The organism is Arthrobacter sp. StoSoilB13, assembly GCF_019977255.1.
Classification (GTDB): Bacteria; Actinomycetota; Actinomycetes; order Actinomycetales; family Micrococcaceae; genus Arthrobacter.
This window is the reverse complement of the sequence record NZ_AP024647.1, coordinates 821,950-841,514: the sequence shown is the minus strand read 5'-3', so window position 1 is coordinate 841,514 and position 19,565 is coordinate 821,950. Positions and strand designations below refer to the sequence as shown.

Annotated in this window: 18 protein-coding genes and 1 pseudogene; 3 read left to right on the top strand and 16 right to left on the bottom strand. The window is 61.4% G+C overall.

What is annotated here, in order from left to right; genetic code table 11:
* The first annotated feature begins 251 nt into the window (after positions 1-251).
* The gene (locus LDP01_RS03960; protein WP_224090370.1) at positions 252-2,624 is read left to right on the top strand and encodes a WecB/TagA/CpsF family glycosyltransferase; all 2,373 of its coding nucleotides are present in this window, start codon (positions 252-254) and stop codon (positions 2,622-2,624) included.
* Positions 2,605-3,006, top strand: coding sequence for a hypothetical protein (locus LDP01_RS03955; RefSeq protein WP_224090368.1), 402 nt, complete (start codon positions 2,605-2,607; stop codon positions 3,004-3,006). The genes LDP01_RS03960 and LDP01_RS03955 overlap by 20 nt, the downstream gene beginning before the upstream one ends.
* Before the next feature lie 70 nt (positions 3,007-3,076).
* Here the strand turns inward: LDP01_RS03955 and LDP01_RS03950 are convergent, their stop codons facing one another.
* The 15 genes from LDP01_RS03950 to LDP01_RS03880 form a co-directional block, all read right to left on the bottom strand.
* Positions 3,077-4,237, bottom strand: a complete 1,161-nt coding sequence (locus tag LDP01_RS03950) for a glycosyltransferase family 4 protein (RefSeq protein WP_224090366.1) — start codon at positions 4,235-4,237, stop codon at positions 3,077-3,079.
* A complete protein-coding gene (locus tag LDP01_RS03945; protein WP_224090364.1) occupies positions 4,218-5,642 on the bottom strand; it encodes an O-antigen ligase family protein in 1,425 nt (474 codons plus the stop codon). The genes LDP01_RS03950 and LDP01_RS03945 overlap by 20 nt, the downstream gene beginning before the upstream one ends.
* A gap of 2 nt (positions 5,643-5,644) precedes the next feature.
* Positions 5,645-6,310: a YveK family protein gene (locus LDP01_RS03940; RefSeq protein ID WP_224090362.1), complete on the bottom strand. Its 666-nt coding sequence runs from the start codon at positions 6,308-6,310 to the stop codon at positions 5,645-5,647.
* 2 nt (positions 6,311-6,312) lie between these two features.
* Entirely contained in the window at positions 6,313-6,903 is a 591-nt protein-coding gene (locus LDP01_RS03935; protein ID WP_224090361.1) for a hypothetical protein, read from the bottom strand.
* Positions 6,904-7,040: 137 nt separating this feature from the next.
* Positions 7,041-9,104: a glycosyltransferase gene (locus LDP01_RS03930; RefSeq protein WP_224090360.1), complete on the bottom strand. Its 2,064-nt coding sequence runs from the start codon at positions 9,102-9,104 to the stop codon at positions 7,041-7,043.
* Complete coding sequence (locus LDP01_RS03925; protein WP_224090359.1) at positions 9,104-9,421, bottom strand: glycosyltransferase; 318 nt, start codon at positions 9,419-9,421, stop codon at positions 9,104-9,106. Before LDP01_RS03925 ends, LDP01_RS03930 begins: the two co-directional genes overlap by 1 nt.
* 64 nt (positions 9,422-9,485) lie before the next feature.
* On the bottom strand, positions 9,486-9,785 hold the full coding sequence (locus LDP01_RS03920; protein ID WP_263433752.1) for a glycosyltransferase: 300 nt from the start codon (positions 9,783-9,785) through the stop codon (positions 9,486-9,488).
* A 7-nt stretch (positions 9,786-9,792) separates the two neighbouring features.
* Positions 9,793-10,371, bottom strand: coding sequence for a glycosyltransferase (locus LDP01_RS03915; protein WP_224090355.1), 579 nt, complete (start codon positions 10,369-10,371; stop codon positions 9,793-9,795).
* Positions 10,368-11,831: an oligosaccharide flippase family protein gene (locus LDP01_RS03910; protein WP_224090353.1), complete on the bottom strand. Its 1,464-nt coding sequence runs from the start codon at positions 11,829-11,831 to the stop codon at positions 10,368-10,370. Before LDP01_RS03910 ends, LDP01_RS03915 begins: the two co-directional genes overlap by 4 nt.
* On the bottom strand, positions 11,828-12,490 hold the full coding sequence (locus LDP01_RS03905; RefSeq protein ID WP_224090344.1) for an acetyltransferase: 663 nt from the start codon (positions 12,488-12,490) through the stop codon (positions 11,828-11,830). The genes LDP01_RS03910 and LDP01_RS03905 overlap by 4 nt, the downstream gene beginning before the upstream one ends.
* On the bottom strand, positions 12,487-13,653 hold the full coding sequence (locus LDP01_RS03900) for a DegT/DnrJ/EryC1/StrS family aminotransferase (protein ID WP_224090342.1): 1,167 nt from the start codon (positions 13,651-13,653) through the stop codon (positions 12,487-12,489). Before LDP01_RS03900 ends, LDP01_RS03905 begins: the two co-directional genes overlap by 4 nt.
* Positions 13,650-14,669 carry an NAD-dependent epimerase/dehydratase family protein gene (locus tag LDP01_RS03895; RefSeq protein WP_224090340.1) on the bottom strand — a complete coding sequence of 340 codons (1,020 nt, stop codon included), beginning with the start codon at positions 14,667-14,669 and terminating at the stop codon, positions 13,650-13,652. The genes LDP01_RS03900 and LDP01_RS03895 overlap by 4 nt, the downstream gene beginning before the upstream one ends.
* A complete protein-coding gene (locus tag LDP01_RS03890; protein ID WP_224090338.1) occupies positions 14,666-15,775 on the bottom strand; it encodes a Gfo/Idh/MocA family protein in 1,110 nt (369 codons plus the stop codon). Before LDP01_RS03890 ends, LDP01_RS03895 begins: the two co-directional genes overlap by 4 nt.
* A 103-nt stretch (positions 15,776-15,878) precedes the next feature.
* A complete protein-coding gene (locus LDP01_RS03885; RefSeq protein WP_224090328.1) occupies positions 15,879-17,558 on the bottom strand; it encodes a sugar transferase in 1,680 nt (559 codons plus the stop codon).
* Positions 17,559-17,832: 274 nt separating this feature from the next.
* Complete coding sequence (locus tag LDP01_RS03880) at positions 17,833-18,090, bottom strand: hypothetical protein (RefSeq protein ID WP_223932823.1); 258 nt, start codon at positions 18,088-18,090, stop codon at positions 17,833-17,835.
* Positions 18,091-18,129: 39 nt separating this feature from the next.
* Between LDP01_RS03880 and LDP01_RS03875 the strand changes: the two genes are divergently transcribed.
* A complete protein-coding gene (locus LDP01_RS03875; protein WP_216925728.1) occupies positions 18,130-18,363 on the top strand; it encodes a DUF5703 family protein in 234 nt (77 codons plus the stop codon).
* A 17-nt stretch (positions 18,364-18,380) separates the two neighbouring features.
* Here the strand turns inward: LDP01_RS03875 and LDP01_RS03870 are convergent.
* A pseudogene (locus LDP01_RS03870) lies at positions 18,381-19,542 on the bottom strand (acyl-CoA dehydrogenase family protein).
* Positions 19,543-19,565: the final 23 nt, after the last annotated feature.

The following is a 19,565-nucleotide window of genomic DNA, read 5'->3' as shown; positions in this document are numbered from 1 at the left end:
CCTCTCCCGACAGAGGCCGGCAGGCAATACCCTGATGCCGCACAACGCAAGATGCGCGCTCTGGCGCACGCAGGCAAATCGTCCTAAAGTAGCCCTACGGCAGCCTCGAAACAGTAGGGCCGGGAGACAACTCAAGGAAGTAAGTTCGGGCGGCACCCGCCGTCCGGCATCGGCGATCCGGGAAGTGCAGCGACTTGGATCGCCGGCACGTTTTTGTGCCGTGAGTTGGATCATCGAGCCTGGAGCCGAGAATGCTGCACCAAGAGACTGCGCCCTCCCGGGTCGCCACCCGCCACAGTTCCATGCGACTCCGGCCGGGGGAAGCCAGAGGGCACGGTACCCGACCACCAACCGTTTCCCCAGCCGGGCAGGGCCTGTGGGTGAGCCTGGGCGGAGTTCCCGTCAAGCTCTTGGAGTTTGATGGCGCCCTGCGGGAAATTATGGACCGGGCAACGTCTGTTGGCGCGTCACCTCTTGGCGTTTGTTCTGCGAACCTGGACCATATCCTGCACTTTGGGGCCGGAAGCAGGTGGATGGGCGCCATGGCTGAGCACGCCTCCGTGGAGTGGTTGACGCTGTTGGATGGAGCCCCGCTGGTTGCCGAAGCCCGTCGTCTCACGGATCAGCCGTGGCCCCGGCTGGCAGGAAGCGATCTTGTGGAGCCCTTGCTGGACGAAGCCGAACGCCGCGGCCTGAGCGTGGGATTCCTCGGTGGCACGGAGCAGGCCCAGGGGCTTATCCGCAGCAGGTTCGCAGCGGAGCGTCCGGATTTGGCGATCGCAGGCTGGTGGGCCCCGGACAGGTCCGTGATCAGCGATGAGCAGGCTTCGTTGGAACTCGCCGCGCAGATAGCGGACACGGCTCCGGACATCCTGGTGGTGGGCATGGGCAAGCCTCGCCAGGAATTGTGGGTCAGCAAGTATGGCCGCCTCACGGGAGCCAAGATTCTGCTGGCGTTCGGTGCTGTCGTCGATTTCCTGGCTGGTCGAATCCGGCGCGCCCCATCCTGGATCAGTTCCCACGGGTTTGAGTGGGCTTGGCGACTCATGCTGGAGCCGCGCAGGCTTGCCCGCCGGTACCTGATAGATGGACCCGAGGCCTACCTGAAATTGCGTCAGGTCAGCGCTGTGGACGTCCCTCCCACCGCACTGCCCGTGGGCCGTAAGCCGGAGGATCCGATAACCTCCCCTGCCCCGATCAGCAACCAGGCCCCGCAGCCCTTCCTCCCGGCTGAAGCGAGGGCGGAGGTGGCCGCAATAGTTGTTACCTATAACAACGCCGACGACGTCGGGCCCCTGGTTTCGAGCCTGAGGGCCATGACGGGCGAGCAAACCATGAAAGTAGTGGTGGCCGACAATTCTCCTGATGACCGCACCATGACAGAGCTGGCGAAGCATTCGGATGTCATCTCTTTGCGGACGGGCGGAAATCTCGGCTACGCCGGTGGCATCAACGCGGCGATGCGCGTGGCGGGCCCCGCCGACGCCTACCTCATCTTGAATCCGGATCTACGGGTGGAGCCGGGCGCAGTAGCAGCATTGCGCAAAAGAATGAGGCAGTCCCACGCTGGGGCGGTTGTGCCGGTCCTGCTGGAAAGCGATGGCAGTGTTTACCCCTCGTTGCGCCGGGAGCCGAGCGTGATGCGGGCCCTGGGCGATGCCGCACTGGGCAGCCATCTGCGCCGTCGGCCGGCCTGGCTCTCGGAAATGGACTTCGACGTGGAGGGCTACCAATACGCTCACCGCATCGAATGGGCCACAGGCGCGGCTCTGCTGATAAGCGATGACGCAGCCCAGGCCGTTGGTGAATGGGACGAGCAATTCTTCCTGTACTCGGAAGAGACAGATTATTGCCACCGAATCCGTGAAGCAGGGAAATCAATCTGGTTCGAGCCGACAGCAAGGATGTTTCATGAAGGCGGCGGTTCGGGTACGTCGCCCCAGCTGACGGCGCTTCTGTCCGTGAATCGTGTTCGCTATGCAGCCAAACATCTCGGGCGGAGCAGGGCTGCGCTCTTCCGGGCCGCTGTTTGCGCCGCTGAGATGGCACGAATAAACAAACCTGGCCACCGGGAAGCAGCGCGGGCCCTTTTGAGGAAACGGCTATGGCAGACGTTGCCTCATGCCACCCGATTCCCTGATTTTTCGAAGGGCCTTCCAACCGGCGCCGTCATCATCCCGGCGCACAATGAGGGAAAAGTGATTGGCCGGACACTGGATTCTTTGAAGGAAGTCATAAATGCCGGAACTGTAGACGTCATCGTGGCGTGCAATGGCTGCACCGATGAGACGGAATCCATTGCCTCGCAATATCGGGGCATTAAAGTCCTGCACGTTAACGAAGCGTCCAAGACAGCAGCACTGAACGCCGCGGACGGTGCTACGGAACTGTGGCCGCGCCTGTACCTGGATGCCGATGTGGAGCTCAACTCCGAGGCCCTGCACGCCGTTTTCAAGGCCCTTGAGGCCGGCCCCCTTCTGGCTGCCCGGCCGGCCTTCCGCTACGACACGAGCGGAGCCTCCGCATTGGTCAGGGCTTATTACAGGGCCCGGAACCGGATTCCTGGAAACGCGCAGGGACTGTGGGGGGGCCGGAGTCTACGCAATGAACGCGAAAGGACATGAACGGCTCGGAGAATTTCCAGCTCTGACCGGCGACGACTACTACGTGGACTGCTTGTTCCAGCCCGGCGAAAAGGCGGTTCTGGCGACAGACCCGGTTGTCGTGAGGACGCCCCGCTCATCGAGGGCATTGCTTGCGATTCTTCGGCGTACCTACCGCGGTAACCACCAACAAACACCCTCACGGGGCCCTCTGTCGATGTCATCCGGCGCAGCCTCCTCGACGGCGCGGACTTTGCAGGAGCTGGCCGTTTCAGTACGCGGGCCGGTCAGTGCCTTCGATGCACTCGTATATGCAGCTTTCGCTGTTATTGGCCGGTGTGGAGCATTCTTTACGGGGAGAGCTGGCGCCTCCTGGGAACGCGATGAGAGCAGCAGGCAGTAGAACCCCTGTGGGCGGGGTCCAGGCGGGTGGGATTGTCTTGCATCCGGGGCGTTGACAAAGCTATAGCCAGCTAGTGCTGGGCGGACCCTAGCGGTACGCCGCTCCTCCGGGACCAAAAGCTTCTTCTGCTTGGCCGTGCCGACAACTCGAGCACATTGCTTCTGACATGATCTATGAAGTCTTCCAAACGGTGATTTTGCTCCACGTAGGCGCGACCACGACGCCCCATTTCCTCCGCAGCGTCCGGGTCGGCCAGGAAAGACTCTATGCGGCTCCTGAGGGCCTGGGAATCTTTTGCTGGCACGAATACTCCGGTGTCGCCGTCACGGATAACGTCCACCTGGCCTTGGGTTTCAGAGACAATGACAGGTCTTCCCATGGCCATGCCCTCCAGGATGACGTTCACGCCTGCGTCAATGTCGGTGGGTAACAGCGGAACAACCACCACCTTGGCGGCGGCATACGCGTCCCGCAGTTCAACGGACGTGAGTGGCCGGACCTGGCAGTTCTCCGGCCAGCCCGGTTCATCACGAACGTCCCGGGTGATGATTTTGTATCCGTCAAGGGCAACCACCAGGGATGCGGCTATATGAACGGGCACGTCCAATCCCCGGACTGCGTCTGCGAAGGTTGGAAAGTCCCGTTGGGTGGAGCCCGCCGAGAAGATGATCCCACGCTCGGAATCGACTGGTTTGAAGAATTCCAAGTCCACGGGATGGCGAACGAGGACTACGTCATCGGGCTTAAACCCGATCTTTTCAACCGCCACGGTCTGCTGGATGGAGCTCCATGTCACGATTCTGTCTATACCGGTCCGGAAAAGCCTGAGAGGCCATCGAACTGCGGGTTTTGAAAGCCAGAACATCATGGCTAAATGCGGAGTCCTGATCCGGAGGATGGCGAACAGTGCCGCAATGGCAACTGAATGTCGTTCAGACCACGTAATAATGACATCGTAGGAGCTGCTGAGCCGTGCGGCTTCGAAGGCTTGGGCGGCAAAGGCCGGTAGGCGCTTGTAGATGTGTGCCCGGAGGCCCGCTGTGTGTTGAATGGTGTTTTCATCGAGGACGTCGCAGTTCAGGGTTTTTTCAAACAGGAGACTGCGCGGCTCTGCGCCGGAGGACTCCAGACGCTGCCGTTCAGCCCGCTCCACGGTCGAGCGTCCCCTGGTCTTAACGAGGAGGATTCTCGGCGCATCTCCGTGGAAGACCTCATCTGTTCGAACCATCATCAACTCCGTCTCGATGCAGGCGCAGTAATCCAAATACAGCAGTCTTTCCGGCGGGCAGCGCATGCAGCCTTCCCGCAAGCAGGCCACCCCGTTCGTCCTGCACGATGCGCCACAAGGCTCCTGCGAGTCCAAGCATGAGGAACAACATCGCGGCAGCCATGGGAAAAGAGAGCCCGTCGAAGAAAGCAAAAGTGACAGCTACGGCTGCCAGTGACGCAAGGACTGCCTGGCTCAGTTGACGCATGTCGTTGTCCACTGCCAGGTGCCGCGCGCGCCAAGCGCACGTTAGCCCACTGACGATGAGGGCCAGGAACATGGCCAGTCCAAGAACTCCCAGTTCCACAAGCAGTCCCAAATACTGGTTGTCGACGATGATGTACTCGGGCAGGAACGTTCCGAACGCCCGCCCAATAAGGGGATTGTTTTCCAACATGCCCAAGGCCGTGGAGTACCCATTGGTCCTGGACGTAATGCTTGTGTCGTCGCCCCCGACCGTGAACAGTCCTCGAAGCGTGCCAAGCAGTCCAGGAGTGACGACATAGATGGCCCCCACGAGGCATATTGATGCCAGATAGGCCCGACGCCGCATGGACTTGGACCATGCAGGGATGAGGATAACGAAGGCGATGGCGACCGCGATCAATGCGGAACGGGAGACGGACAACACGGAAGCAACGGCGATAGCGATGACCGGTAGCCACCGCAGCAGCCAGTTCCTGGTGGTCTGTGTCAGTGCCAAGGTCAAAGCGATGGGAAATGAGGTCGAAAGTACAACTCCGTACTCAAGCGGGTGGGACGCCATGGCGGCGGCCCGGACAAATCCGCCCCTGACGTCAATGTTGGAGAAGTCCGGACTCGATGACATACCCGGGATGGTGATCCAGTCGATGAGGGACGCTCCGGTAGCAAACTGGAGAAGTCCAAGGACTGCGGTGAATGTTCCCATCATGACGACACTTCGCATGATGGTAACCAGTCCACGTCGATCCTTGAGGCCATCGTGGATCAGGAGGAGAATCCCGGCCCAGGCAAGCAAACGAATGAGTCCACCATCTGCAGGACTGGATTCCTTTTCGGGCAGGCCGTGGAGCATCGCCACCGCGTAACTGGCTACCGCAATAGCTAAAAAGAGGGCCAGGGCGAGACGGACGGGGCGGCGCCCCACAGCCTCCGGCCTGGTCCTGTGCACCTGGTAGAGCACCCACCATACGAGTGCCAAAAGGGCCCACAAGGTAGTCAACCGTCCTACGGTTCCCAAGGCCGATATCGTCAGGTTGGAAGGAACGGCGCACGTGACCACCAGATATATGGTGACGAATGTGGCGACATCCGAGCGCTCGCGCTGCGTCCCCATCCGGGCCACGCTTACTTCACGCGGGTCCCAACTATCTGGTGTGTTCCGCATATCTACTGACCTGCCCCTCGACGTACCCCATGGCGCCGGGCAATCTGGCGTTCAACAGTGGCGGCCGCGGCCATGGCGGCCGCGCAAGCGAGGGCGAGCCAGGCGCTGGCACCCTTGAGGCGGTCCGTGGGCGTACCTCCGCCGAAGATGATCTCCGGACTTGACGGCGTGGTCACCGTGGTTATCACTGCGCCGTGAACGTCGGTTTCCTTCTGCAGCGACGTGGATTCCTCCTGGATCCTCTTAATGACCACGGACAGTACTTCGTTCACCCGCTCCGCGCTCGAGTCCACCACCTGAACCGCCAGCACCGGCCTGGAAAAGCTCTTGGTCCACTGGCCTCCGGTATTGGGCAACGTTACGGAATATCCTTGCTTCACACCTGCTCCGTAGAGGGTCCCCCGGGACAGGACCAAATTCACTGAACCGGAGTCGTCGTTGACGCGTTTCTCCACCAAAGCGGCAAAAGGCACGAGCGCCGCCACATCGCCTCCTGGAACCCAGTAGGCAGGTTCGCCCGTGGGTGCAACGAACGAGACCTCTGCCTGCGTCCAATAGACAGGATCCAGGGACCGGATCGCCCCCAGCCCTGCGAAGCCAATCAGTAGAACAGCGACGGCGGCGTACCACCTCCTTCGCAGGACCTGGAGCAGTGTCTTGGGCGTCATGGCTACGAGGGCCTGTGTGAGACTGGCAAGGTGACCGGGACGTCGTCGTGCGCTGGTTCGAGTGCTGGCGCTGTAGCCGGCACACTATGCTTGGTCTCCTCCGGGATCCGGGAATCCTTTTCCCTGTGGCGACGGGCCTTGCGTGATTTCAGCAGGCTGTCCAACAGGACGGTAAGCACCAAGGTCAGCCCTACTCCCCCGGCTGCTGCCACGAGGAGGATCTGGGTCCTTGCCTTTGATTCCGGTGTGGCCCGGGTGTCGACCAGAAGGGTCATGGTTGAGATCCGCGACTCCTCCGGAACGTTCAAAGCGCCCTGCATGTTTTCCAGCAACAGCGGGGCTTGGTCCATGACGGCCCGCATGGTGCCCAAGGATTCTTCCGGGTTCGGTGCCGTGGCTGTGACGAGGAGGATGGCTCCGCTGGTGCCTCGATCCGTTTCAGCCGTATATGTTGCGTTTGAAAAGTCCTCCGCGATCTTGTGGCGGATGTCCTCAGCCGAGAGCCGGCGCGTGAGGATGTCCAGCGCCTCACCCATCCCGCCCAGGTTCAGGTACGGATTACCGTCTGCGCCAACACTGTGTGCGGATGGCATCAACACGAGGCTTGCTTGCGCTTTGAATTTCTCGGGAGTGTTCTGTTGGACCTGAAAGCACAACACAAGCGTCATGATCAGGCCGAGGACGAGGAAGTACCACCTTCGTCCGAGGCTCCTTAGAATCGTTCGAATTTTCATGATCCGATCTCCCGCCTGTTCTGTCCCAGAAAAACTTTCACCCTGTCGATTCCACTTCTGCCGAGGAGCCTGATCGTTGCCGTTTTGATGGCGCTGCGAAAGCCATCGCGGAGCAGGCGCACTGGCCCCTCAACCAAGGCGTCGCGCACCAACGCCAGCGTTTGGACGGCCGCCACGTCGTCGAGCAACCCGGGGAACCTGTCTGCGAATGGATCAGCCGCCACAAGTCGTCCGCGGATTCTGTTACTGACATTTGCCCCGTGCACAACCTGCAGCCAAGCCGGCGGCCCACCGACCTCCTCGGTGGCCATGATTTCGCCCAGCTGGTTATGCCAGGCCGACCAGCATGTCACCGGAGCACTCCACGTGGACCGCACCGAGCAAAACGCGTTCCGGTCATCGTGCCTCAAGTAGACCGAGGCACCGCCTTTGACCAGGCCGGCGGAGAGATAAATAGCCGAAGGCAGCTGCGAGCACTGGACGTCCTGTACCTGGGCCACAAAGTCAGCTGCCAGACCGTCGTCGTTATCCACGTTGGTGGTCAGCAGATTTTGGGTCCGCCGCCCCGTGACTTCCTGGATGTCCGAGAGGAGCTCGTCGGCAGAAACTTCCGCCCGGAAAATCGGCGTGAACAGACCGTCGGCACTCAGGTCCTGAATCCTCTCCAACAACCACTCAGGAGACTCGGGATCGAAGTAGACAATCCAATGAAAACCTTTGCGTGTTTGGGCACGAACCGAGGGAAGACAATATCTCTCGAAGAGTTCAACGCGGTTGTGAAGCCACCCGTCTTTGGCCCTGACAAGGCTCTCGAAGCCCTTCGACGGAAGGTTGAACCTGGTCAGGAGCGCGTGGTCTACCGTTGGCTGCCCGTCATGCTGCAGCCCTTGCGTGGCAGGACCTGACAGTTGTAGTGGCTGCCCCGCATGGCCATTCCGGACCTGCTTTCCCGTGGCCAGGAGTCCCCGGATTTTAGCGGCCCGTGAGTCCCAGCTATGTGATCTGGCGGTTGCGTCCATATCTTTGCGGAGTTCCTGTGTCATCGGCTCACGCAGGGCCTTGAGAACGAGTTGCGAGAATTCGGTCGGTGTCCTGGCTGCCGCAATGGCGGGCGAGTCGATCCATCGGGTGGACGGCAGGTCCGTGGCTACTACCCGAAGCCCTGCAGCAAGGTATTCAAGGGTCTTCAAAGGAAAGCTTGATCGGTTGAACTCTGTGTCTGCATAAGGAGTGATACCGACTGACGCGGTTTGCAGCAACCGGGCAACGTCGTCCTGGCCCACCAGTCCCCTCCAATCCACGTTTGGCCTGGACAACAGGGCATCCAACCTGGAGCGGACAACTGGATCGCCCTCCGCCCGGGGCCCAATGATGAGCAGCGCGACTTCCGTTGCAGCCACGGCTTCCAGGGCGTCCAGATCCAACCGGTTGTTGAGCTGACCAACCAGGGCCACGACGGGACTGCGGCTCGCACCTGGTGGAGTGCTCGCGGGAGTGCAGCCATTGGGCAAGACTTCGACCGGCCGGCCGGAAAATCTGGAGATCTTGGCTGCCAGTTCCTCAGAGACGGCGCTAAGAGCGTCGGCACATCGTATGTTCTCTTCCAGCACGCGGATCAAATGGGACGAAGTGAAGCCCATGAGGTTCGTCCCCGCCAACCAGTCATCGGTCACGTGCAGGAGCCGTGTCCCTTCCGGCCGGCGGGACGGAAACAACATGATCGGTGATGAATTGACGATGCCGGCAACACACCCGGCAGCCCGATCCAGGGCTGCATTCACACATCGGCGAACAAGAACATCCGTAGAGCGACGCACCATTGGTTTGCTCACGCCGGGCAACGCCGGAATCCGGAGGCGGCTGATATTCGTGCCCACATCTTCGCCAACACCACGAAGGCTCCGGATGAGGTGGCGTCGGACATCCTGGTAGCTGGTCAGCGGAACCGGGTGATCAACCCACAGGATGTGGTGTGTCCTGGCCAACGAGGTGGCCAGCATCTTGTCCGTACCCGAAAGGCTGTCCCAGCGGGTCCCGGACATGTAGACGATCGTTTCCATCAGATGTCCCGTCCGCGCACGGCCAACGAAGGCATCGAGGCTACCGGTTTGGCATTGAAGTCATCAGTTGCGTTGTGTCCGAAATAGCGCTGAAAGCGCCGACGCCCCACGTAGGCGGCATATTGGGCACCAGCTGCCGCCTCGGCCCTCAAGGAAGAGAAAGTTCCTGTGCTTTGTTCCATTGAACGCCGGTAGAACTGCACCTGTACCCGGGCTGCGTTGGTGAGCGAAAACCTCTCCTGAACAATTTCGCGTCCAAAGGAGCCCAGCCGGGCTCGTTCCTGCTCGTTGTCCAGCAGGAATCCAAGGACGGACATCAAGTTTTCGCGCCCCGCCTCCGTACCGCGGCCTACGCCGTACCATCCCTGCCAGAGGAAACGGTCAAGGGTTTCGGGGGGTCAACAATTCCCAGAAGCCCCGCTCCCCTTGAACCACCAGCGGCTTCCCAAAGGAAAGACCCCGCAAGGCCGAGCCGCCCATTCCCAGGACAACATCGGCAGCCGCGTACGCTGGCCTGGGGTCCTCAAGTTCCCCCGTTAGCAGGACCACGCGTCGTCCCAGCCCATCATTGATAACGGAAGCCTTGGCCATCGCGTCGCTCATGCCCGGACCGTCGCCAACGATCACCAGTCGGACGTCTCTCAGCCGTGCCAATTCAGCGACGGCGTCCATAGCGGACAAGATGCCCTCAAGCTTCAACTCCCGGGCAAGCCGTGAAACGCAAACAACTACGTGGGCCCTGGTCGATCAGTCCAAACCGTTCCCGGAACTTGTCCTGCCCTGCAACGGCCGTCAGACTGTTCGCGACGACATCTACGGGGGGCTCCAGAAGCCCCACGCGCTCGCGACCAAAATCCGACTCGGCCTTAAGAATCTGTTCAGTTCCTACAAGAAGGGGCATCGTCCTGGGGATAAACGGAGCGACTGCCATCGACATGACAGTCGCCATGCTGCTGCAGCCGGGTACCAATCTTGAAGCAATCAAGCACTCAAGGGCCGGTGGCCATTCATAACCATGGAGTACGTCAAGCATGCGTCCCCGGGCGAGCTTGCCCAACGCCGCGCACACTGATGGGGACGGCCGCTTCCGGGGAGCCGGTGCCTGAATGAACTCCAGATCAAGCTCCCGCACCTTGCGGGTAAGGGTTCCGGGCTGCCCAAAAATAACCACGCTATGGCCCAGGTCCCGGACAGCGGCTCCCAGCTCAATGGCGTTGACCTGGCTGCCACCAATTCGAAGGTCATGCGGATAGATAAGAATCTTCACCGGACAACCTCTTTTTCCCAACCCATTCGACGCAACTGCTGAATGTCTCCCAGTCGGAGGAACACCGAGACCGTAATGGCCAGCAGACCAACCAGCAGGCTCGCACCCACTGCCACGAAGGGCGAAGGAATCGAAGAGGACAGCACGAAACAGGCCACTCCGGCAGCTACCGAGATACCGGTGGACGCGCTGACGCTGACCGCAAGGCTCCTTAAGGGAACGCCTGCCCGGGAGAGTGCGCCTAAATAGAGCGGCGAAGTTACCGCCACTGCAATGAATAGCGGAACTGCCGCCAAGCCTTGGAGGCCGCCCAGTTGTGCGCCCAAAACAAGAGCCGGAATCAAGGCCAGGAGGGACAAGAGCTGGACCCTCAGAATGGGAACCGACTGCTTTATCACCACCAGGTAGTCATAAACGAGTTCGTGGAAAACCCTGAAGACGGCAACCGGTGCCAGCCAGGCCAGGGCCACGGCAGCCGGCGCCCACGCCTCCCCATACAACAGCGTCACGACCGGAACAGCGCAGGCAGTCAGGACGGCCGAAACCGGCAGCATGGCTGATGCAACCACGGCAACAATTGACAGCATGGCGGCACGCATCTCCGCGGGAGCATCCTGCAGCCTGGCAAATGTCGCAGGTGCCACGCTGCGCAGAGGCTGCGACAACAAGCTGGCTGGCCAACCTGCCATATTCGTGGCCATCACATAAAACCCCAACACCACCGGACCGAGCATCTTTCCAGCAACCAGTTGGTCAACGTAACCCACACCAAAGACCACCATGCTCGCACCCGCCAAGGGCAAACCGAACCCCAGCAGCTGTTTCGCCAGCTTCCTGGAGAACCCAAAGCGATAGGGCAACGGAGAGTAGATCAGGAAAAGGACAGCGGAAACAAGGCTGGCCAGCACACGTCCTACGGCAAGACTCATGGCACCCATGCCCATGATGACGAGAACCAGGGAGACGCCTGCCCCAAGCCAAACGTTGACCTGGTCAATGATCATGCGTTGGCCCTGGCGGAAGTTCCGCTGCAGAACGGCCGCAGGCGTAGCCACGAGCCCATTGAGGACGATGCAGAAGGCGAGCGCCCTGACGACGTCGGTGGCGGCTTCGTTTCCCATGGCTGCTGTGAAGTATGGCGCCATCACATAGGAGCCTGCGAAGAGAACAATGCTGCATGCCGTTGAGATCGTAGTCACGGTCGCGGCGATTTCCTTGGGATCCCCTGGCCATCGAACGATCGCCAGGCTGACCCCAAGTTCGTTGAAGCTCAGTACAGCCATCAGCGCCACAAAGGCCACTGCGTATGTTCCGAATTGTTCGGGCCCCAGTAACCGCGCGAGTGCTATGCCGATTGCGATTGTTCCCAGGCGTGTCACGACTGCGTTCAGGACGCTGATGACGAACGCCCGTGTTGGAGTGGGCGTTCGCGGGTTTGCAGCACGGCTGCGGAGGGTCACAGGGCGTCCTCCAGTTCGGGTGAATAGCCGCGGCGGATGACGCGTGCGGGCACGCCGGCCCATGTTTCTTCGTCGGGAACATCGGTTAGTACTGCCGCTCCCATGCCGATGGTTGCGCCGGCGCCGACGGTGCGGCGCTCGCGGACGCTGGCGTTCATGCCGATGTAAGCTGCGCGGCCGATGTGGACGTTCCCGCCGAGGGATACGCCTGCGGCCAGGGTGGCGAAGTCGCTGACGACGTCGTCGTGTGTGAGCGTGACGCCGGGCATGGCTACTACGTGGCTTCCGACTGTGACGGAGGCTGTCATGGTGACGTTGGCCAGGAGGATGCTGCCCAGGCCGATTCTGCATCCTTCTGGTGGATGTACTGATGAGTCGATCGCTGTCGCATAGCGGTCCTCTGCGAGGCCCAGGGTGCGTAAGCGCATGACGACGCTTTCGCGTCCCCGGCCGGATCCAATACAGACAAGCAGCATGGCGTGTGGGAAGGTCAGGGCATCGCGGATGGGGCCCAGCACGTGGGCGCCGTCCACCACGCGTCCGAGTTTGTCTTCGTCGTCGTCCAGGATTCCGATGACGTCGTATTGTCCGGTGTTGCGGACCATGGCCAGGACTTCGCGGGCGAGTCCGCTGGCGGCGATGAGGAGGAGCTCGGTCATTGTCCCTGTCCTGCCGCGCGAAGTACTGAGTCGATGACCCGGACCTGGTCAGCCAGGGCGAGCTGGTGGTAGAGAGGCAGGATGAGCGTGTGGTCCGTCAGCCATTCAGTGGCAGCCAGTGAAACCGCGGCCTTGGCTTCCCGGGCGTAGGCAGGTTGCCGGTGTGCGGCCATGATGCCGCGTCGTGCCGATATTCCGTCCTCTGCCAGGCGGCTCATCAGGGCGTCTCTTCCCAGGGGGAACGCCGTGCCTACTTCCAGCCAGCAGGACTGGAAGTTTCCGGTTCCGTAGCCTGGGTCGTCTACTAGGCGGAGGCCTTCGATACCTGCGAAGGCCTGTGCGTAGTTGGCGGTCAGTTCGCGCCTGCGTTGTACTGCCTGGTGCAGGCGGCCGAGTTGGACGATCCCGACGGCGGCCTGGAGGTCGGTCATGCGGTAGTTGAAGCCGACTTCGAGGTACTCCTCGGCGGGGGCCAGGACGCTGGCATGACGGTCCGCCGCTGAGACGCTCATTGCGTGTTCGCGGAGGCGGCGGGACCGGTCTGCGAAGTCCCGCCTTGGCGTGGAGAGCATCCCGCCTTCGCCGGTGGTGAGGATTTTGCGGGGGTGGAAGGACCATGCGACCAGTTCGGCGCCGGCTCCTACCGGCCGGCCGCGGTAGCGTGAACCGATGCCGCAGGCTGCGTCTTCCACCACGGTGATCCCGAGGGGGTCGCACAGGGCCCGGATGGGATCGAGATCCACGGGTACTCCGCCTTGGTCCACTACTATGACGGCCCGTGTGGCCGGCGTCAGGGCGGCGGCGATCGTTTCGGCGGTGACACAACCCGTTAGGACGTCGACGTCGGCGAAGACCGCCCGGGCGCCTACATAGCTGGGGGCGTTTGCGGTGGCGATGAAGGAGAAGGAGGGAACTACGACGTCGTCTCCCGGGCCGATACCGGCGACGGCGAGTGCCAGGTGCAGGGCTGAGGTGCAGCTGGAGACCGCGACTGCGAAAGCGGCTTGTTGCTCCAGGGCGAAGGCTTCCTCGAACTGCTTGACTTTGGGGCCTTGGGCCACCCAGCCGGAAGCGATGACCTCGGCGACTGCTTGGGCTTCTTCTTCCCCTAGCCACGGTTTCATGACGTCGATTCGTGCCAGGGAGGTTTCGGAGGTTGTCATCGTGCACCCACTGAGGGTGCTTCGGGATGGGCAAGCTGCCGGGAGGCTGCGATTTCTTCGCGGAGGGGACGCCACCAGGTGACGAGTGAGCGGAGTCCGTCTTCAAGTTCTATGGCGGCTTCAAAACCGAGGTCCCGCTTGGCGGCGGTGACGTCTGCGAGCCGGCGGGCAACTCCGTTGACTGCCCGTTCGGGTCCGTGGTCAAGGTGCAGTGGGGACTGCATGACCCGCAGCAGTGTTTGTGCGAGTTCTGCCAAGCTGGTTTCCGTGCCGCTGGCTACGTTGTAGACGCCCTCCCGGACGTGGCTGGCGGCTGCGAGGATGTTGGCCCTTGCGACGTCGGCGGTGTGGATGAAGTCCATTGTCTGGTGGCCGTTGCCGAAGATCAGGGGCGGAAGGCCGTCGACTATCCGCTCCATCCAACGGACAAGTACCTCTGTATAGAGTCCGTGCACGTCCATGCGGGGTCCGTACACATTGAAGTACCTCAGGAGGACGTAATCCAGGCCGGACATGGCTCGGAAGCTCCTCGCCATTCCTTCGTTGAAGGATTTCGCGGCCCCATAAAAGGTGTCGTTGTTGTGGTGGTGGTGTCTCTCGGTGGTGGGGAATTCCTCTGCCATTCCGTAGACGGAGGCACTCGAGGCCGCGATGACCTTGTCCACCTTGTGCCCAACGGCGGCTTCGAACACGTTGAAGGTTCCATCCACCAGGACTTCAAGCGCCAAACGTGGCTCCTCGGCGCATTGGGTGATACGGATCGCAGCCTGATGGAAAACCAGGTCTTTGCCCCTGGTGAGGTCGTGGACCAGGTCCCGGTCCCTCAGGTCACCTTCCACCAACTGCACGAGTCCGGTGGCCAAGGCATCGTTGAGGTTTGCCCGGCGCCCCCTGACGAGGTTGTCCAGGACGTCCACGTGCGCCGCACCGGCGTCGAGCAGTTGGTCTACCAAGGTGGATCCGATGGTTCCGGCGCCTCCGGTGACCAGGACGTTGGCGCCGAGCAGCTTGTTCACTGTGCGACCTGGAGGGCGACCTCGTTGCCGGCAACGATGGTTGACTGGCCGTCTGTTCCAAGGCTTTGGGTGACGGCTTCCAATACAGAGAGGACCCTGAGCCCGGATTCGCCGCTGGTGCGCGGTATGGTGTGGTTCCTGATGGAGCCGGCCAGCTCGGCGACGACCTGGCCCAATGGTTCGCGTTCCTGCAACGCCGGTGACCACGTGTCGCCCAGTCGATACGAGATGGCAGAGTTCTTTTTGTCCGCCGCGGACCGCGGCTGTTGTTCCAGGCTGACGCCGCGATCGTAGACGCTGAGCCGCTGTTGCGGGTTCAGGTCGTCCCAGACCAACGTCCTCTTTGAGCCGCCAATGATCATCTGGCGGATTTTGGTGGGACTGAGCCAGTTCACGTGGATATGCACCATGGCGTCGTTTGGCAGGCCGAAGGTCAGGTGGCCTACACAGTCGCGGCCCGTACCCAGCGGATCCGCGCCGTGGGCAGAGATCTCGGTGGGGTGCAGGCCTCCCGGCAGGACGAAGTCCAGGATCGAGAGATCGTGGGGTGCAAGATCCCAGAACACATTGACGTCCGGTTGGACAAGTCCGAGGTTGATGCGCACGGAGTCGACGTACAGGATGTCGCCCAATGCCCCACTTGATACGAGTTCCTGGATCTTCAAAACCGCGGGAGTGAAGCAATAGGTATGGTCTGCCATGAGGACGAGGCCGCGGGCTTTGGCTTCCTCCACCATTTCCAGGCCCTTGGCACGGCTATCCGCGAGTGGCTTCTCGACGAGCACGTGCATGCCGGCCCGCAATGCAGTCATCACTACTCCGTGATGCGTGTGCGCCGGGGTCGCCACGGCGACGGCGTCCAGGTTGTAGGTGTCCAGGAGTTCGTCCAAGGACTCGACGACGGCGACGCCGCCTACTGTTTCGGCCAGCCGAAGTCCGCGCTCCACGTCAAGATCGCAAATTGCCACAAGTTCCCAGTCCGGGCTGGCTTTAAGGTTCCTGGCGAGGTTCGGGCCCCAATATCCCGCTCCGACCACGGCGATCCGCAATTTCGGGGTCATCCCGTGGCCGTTAAGGTGGCCTGATGGAATAGTTCCTATGCTCATTTTCCACTCGGATTCTGTGTTGGATAGCTCGGTTCTTTCTCAGGTAATGCTTGTTGTGTTGCTCGGCGTGTCTCGTGTCGGTCAGTAAGTTCCAGCAGGTCGTTCAATAGGCGCCGGAGGGCTGGATCATGGCCCTGAAGGTGCGCCACATGATCATCAGGTCGCCTGCTATCGACCAGTTTTCGACGTAATACAGGTCCAGCCGGACGGCTTCATCCCAGGGAAGGTCCGATCGTCCATTGATCTGCCACAAGCCGGTAATTCCGGGTTTGATTAGCAGCCGGCGATGGGTATGCCGTTCGTAGCCACTGACTTCGCGAAGGAGCGGCGGACGGGGGCCCACCAAGCTCATGTTCCCGGCCAGCACATTCCAGAACTGGGGTAGCTCGTCCAAGGAGTACTTGCGCATCCAACGGCCGCACTTGGTGACCCGGGGATCATCACGCATCTTGAAGAGGACGCCTGCTCCCTGGTCCTTTCCGCTGAGTTCTTCCAGCCGCGCTTCGGCATCGACCACCATGGAACGGAACTTCAGCATCTGGAAGGTGGTGCCTCGCCTACCGATCCGTTCCTGCCGGAAAAGCACTGGACCCGGGCTGTCCAGCCTGACTATCAGCGCCAAAACAGCCAGCAGGGGCGCCAGGCAAAGCAAAGCAGTAGCCGAAACCACAATGTCCATGAGGCGCTTGAGCGTGTGTTTGCCACCGGAGTAGTGCGGAATATCCACGTGCATCAGGGGCAGGCCCTCAACGGGGCGCCAGTGGATACGTGGGCCAGCCACGTTGGTCAGCGTTGCTGCCAGGACGAGTTCGGCGGCATCTTCTTCCAGGCGCCAGCCCAACTCCTGGATGAACTGGTTGCCGCCAGGGACCGGACCGGCAACGATCACCGCGTTGGCGCCCGTCTGACGCACAGTATGGGCAATGCCGTAAATCGACGACAAGACGGGGACCCGCACGTTATCCACCACCAGGACGGCGCCACGCCGGGCCCCTGGAAGGCACGCCCCCAGGATGTTGTACGCGGCACCGGACTTCCGGTTGATTTGCTTGATGACGTATCTGACGTCCTGTGGCTCCCCCACCACAATGGCACGGGAGAGGCAGCGGCCGCGCGACTTTTCGAACGTTAGCCAGCGGCGGAACATCCACCGGCTGCCTGTCAGGGACACCAAGCCCACGGGCAGGGACACCAGGACGAAGGAGCTTGCGGACTCCAGCCGGAATACGACTGCCACGAGCCCCAGAAAGCCGAAAACGCGCAGGCTTGCGGACAGGACCCGCTTGTATTCTTCGGGCCCCACGCCGAGTACTTTCGGATCCCGTGTCCGGTAGACCTCCAGTGCTCCCAGCCAGGCAATGCCAAGTATGAAGCCGAGCATAAGCTGGCGCTCGTGTCCCGCGCCGCCCGCCGCAACGGCAAGGCCGTCAGTGTTCAGAAGGAAACCTGACGTGACTGCTGCCGCTACCAGGGCGCTGTCTGCCAATCGAAGACTGTTGGTGAGCAACCGTGTCCAGCCATACCGGCGGGCCAGGGCGGAGGTGCTGCGGGAGTGGCGGTGGGTGACTGGCGGCTTGAGATCCAGGGTGACATCTGCCCTCAATGCCGCCAGTCCCGCCTTTTCAGTCCGTTGTGCAGCAACGGACTTGTCAATCCAGGGAGACACCGGCGGATTGACATCGGCGACGGCAGGTTTGGCTGTGAACGCCGCGCCCAAGGAAAAGGGATGCGCACCCTGTGGTGCCCCCACCTTGCCCGAACGCAAGACTGGAACCTTTACCATGTCAGCCTTCTTCGCAGACCTGCCATTGCCTACAACCCAGTGAAGCGGCGGCGGTCAGGAGGCGCACCAGTAGTCTGTACTCAAGTTTGCGCAGCTTTACCCATGGCTCCTACGTGCGAGTACCTACCTGGCTGATGCAGGACTACGTGCTCCAAGCGTCACGAAACCAGCGAAAACCGCTACATTCCGGGCTGCAAGCAGGACAAACAGGGCGCGAAACGACACAAAAAACCGGCCACCGCAGGTGGCCGGTTGTTGCCGTTATAGAAGGCTCCTAGTCCTCCAGGCTTTCGAGGTCTTCGTCCAGGACCTCATCATCGTCCTCTTCCTCGTCATCAAACACCTGGAGCGGAGTAACCTCGGAATATGCCTCGTACAGGGCGTCTTCGTAAACCTCGAAGGCATCTGCGACGGCGAAGAACGCCGCCTCGACGTTGGGGTCACCCTCCCCCCGGCGGGCTGAAGCGGCGGCCAAGTGCTCTTCCAGGGCAGCAGTCAATGACTGAAGCGCGACACGCGGATCGATGCTCATGACTTCACGTTAGCCCGAAAAGGACGAAAATGGAGAGGGATGAAGGAACAATTTCGAGGCAGCTCCGAAGAGCGCCAACGTGACTATGCACGTCAGTACGAGTACCTCGTACTGACGGTAGGACCTGACGATTCACTGCCCGAAGCCCGGCGTCGGCTCGCAGAGCACTCCGAGTACGGGAAGTGGGAGCTGGAACGCAGCCGGCTATACCTCGGCGGCGGCAGACGCTTCTGGTTGCGCCGAAAAGTCTATTCCGTGCAGCGCACGGTCTAGTCAGCTGTCCCGTTTCCTCAGCCGTCCAGGGGCCCAAGCCAGGCGCTCGCCACTGTGTTGTGCGCCGATTCGTCATTGGACGGGTGGAAAATTCCAGCGAGTACGTCCCGGTAGAGGCGTTCCAGTTCCGAGCCGCGGAAGTAGCTGGATCCTCCCGTGACCCTGATCGCCAGATCCACCACGTAACGGGCATTTTCTGTGGCACGCGACTTTAGTCCAACAAGCTTGGGGAACCACTGGGCTCCATGGTCCACCAGGTTGTCGATGTCGCGGGCAACGGTCGACAACTGGGGATAAATGCCGTCCATGGCCAGGGCCGCGTCGGCAACTTTCCAACGGATGTCCGGGTCCTGGGCGAAACTGCGTCCTCCGTGTTTCGCCGAGACCCTTCGCTTGACGCTTTCAATGCCCAGCATAAACGCACGCTCCGCCAACCCGGTGTAGACCGCTGCCAACAAGGTCTCAAAGCAGGCAAAAATCGCGAATATCAGTAAGTCCTGGTTAGGCCCCGACAGGCAGTTTACGGAAGATCCGCTCCGATGGAACCGCCGCTCCCTTCAACAGGGTGGTGTTCGAGGCACTGGCCCGCATGCCCAGGGTGTCCCAATCGTTGAGGGTTTCGTGCCCGGGTTCATCACGATGGATGAATCCGAAAACCAACTCGCCCTCTCCGTTTCTGGCGTTTGCGTCCTTGCCGAACGTTCCCAGACGGGTCCAACCACGGGAGAGGCTCGTGAAGATCTTCCGTCCGGTGAATCGATAACCACCGTCAGGCAACGGCTCCGCAAGGGTCGTGGAATCGAACAGCATTGAATCGTTGCCCGCTTCCGAAATTCCGAAAGCGAACACTTCCCCCTTGCCGGCTTCCTTCAGCACGAAGTCCAGCGAGTCGTCCCCCCTAGCAGCCATGACATGCGCGACGCCGGTCCAGACCAGATGCATGTTGACTGCCAGTGCTGTGGCCGGGGCTGCCGTGGCGAGGCGCTGCTGCAACGCAGCTACCGCTTCCAGACCAAGTCCCAGACCGCCGTCGGCGACTGGCACGAACAGTTTCAGGTAACCGGCGGCAGCCAGCTCTTCGAGGTCTTCATGGAAGAAGAGATTGTCGTGGTCATATCCAGCCGCCCGCCCGCGGAGCCGCTCCAACAGCGCATCCGGAAGGATTTCCTCTGGATTCATAGCCCACCGTCTTTCCTGAAGAT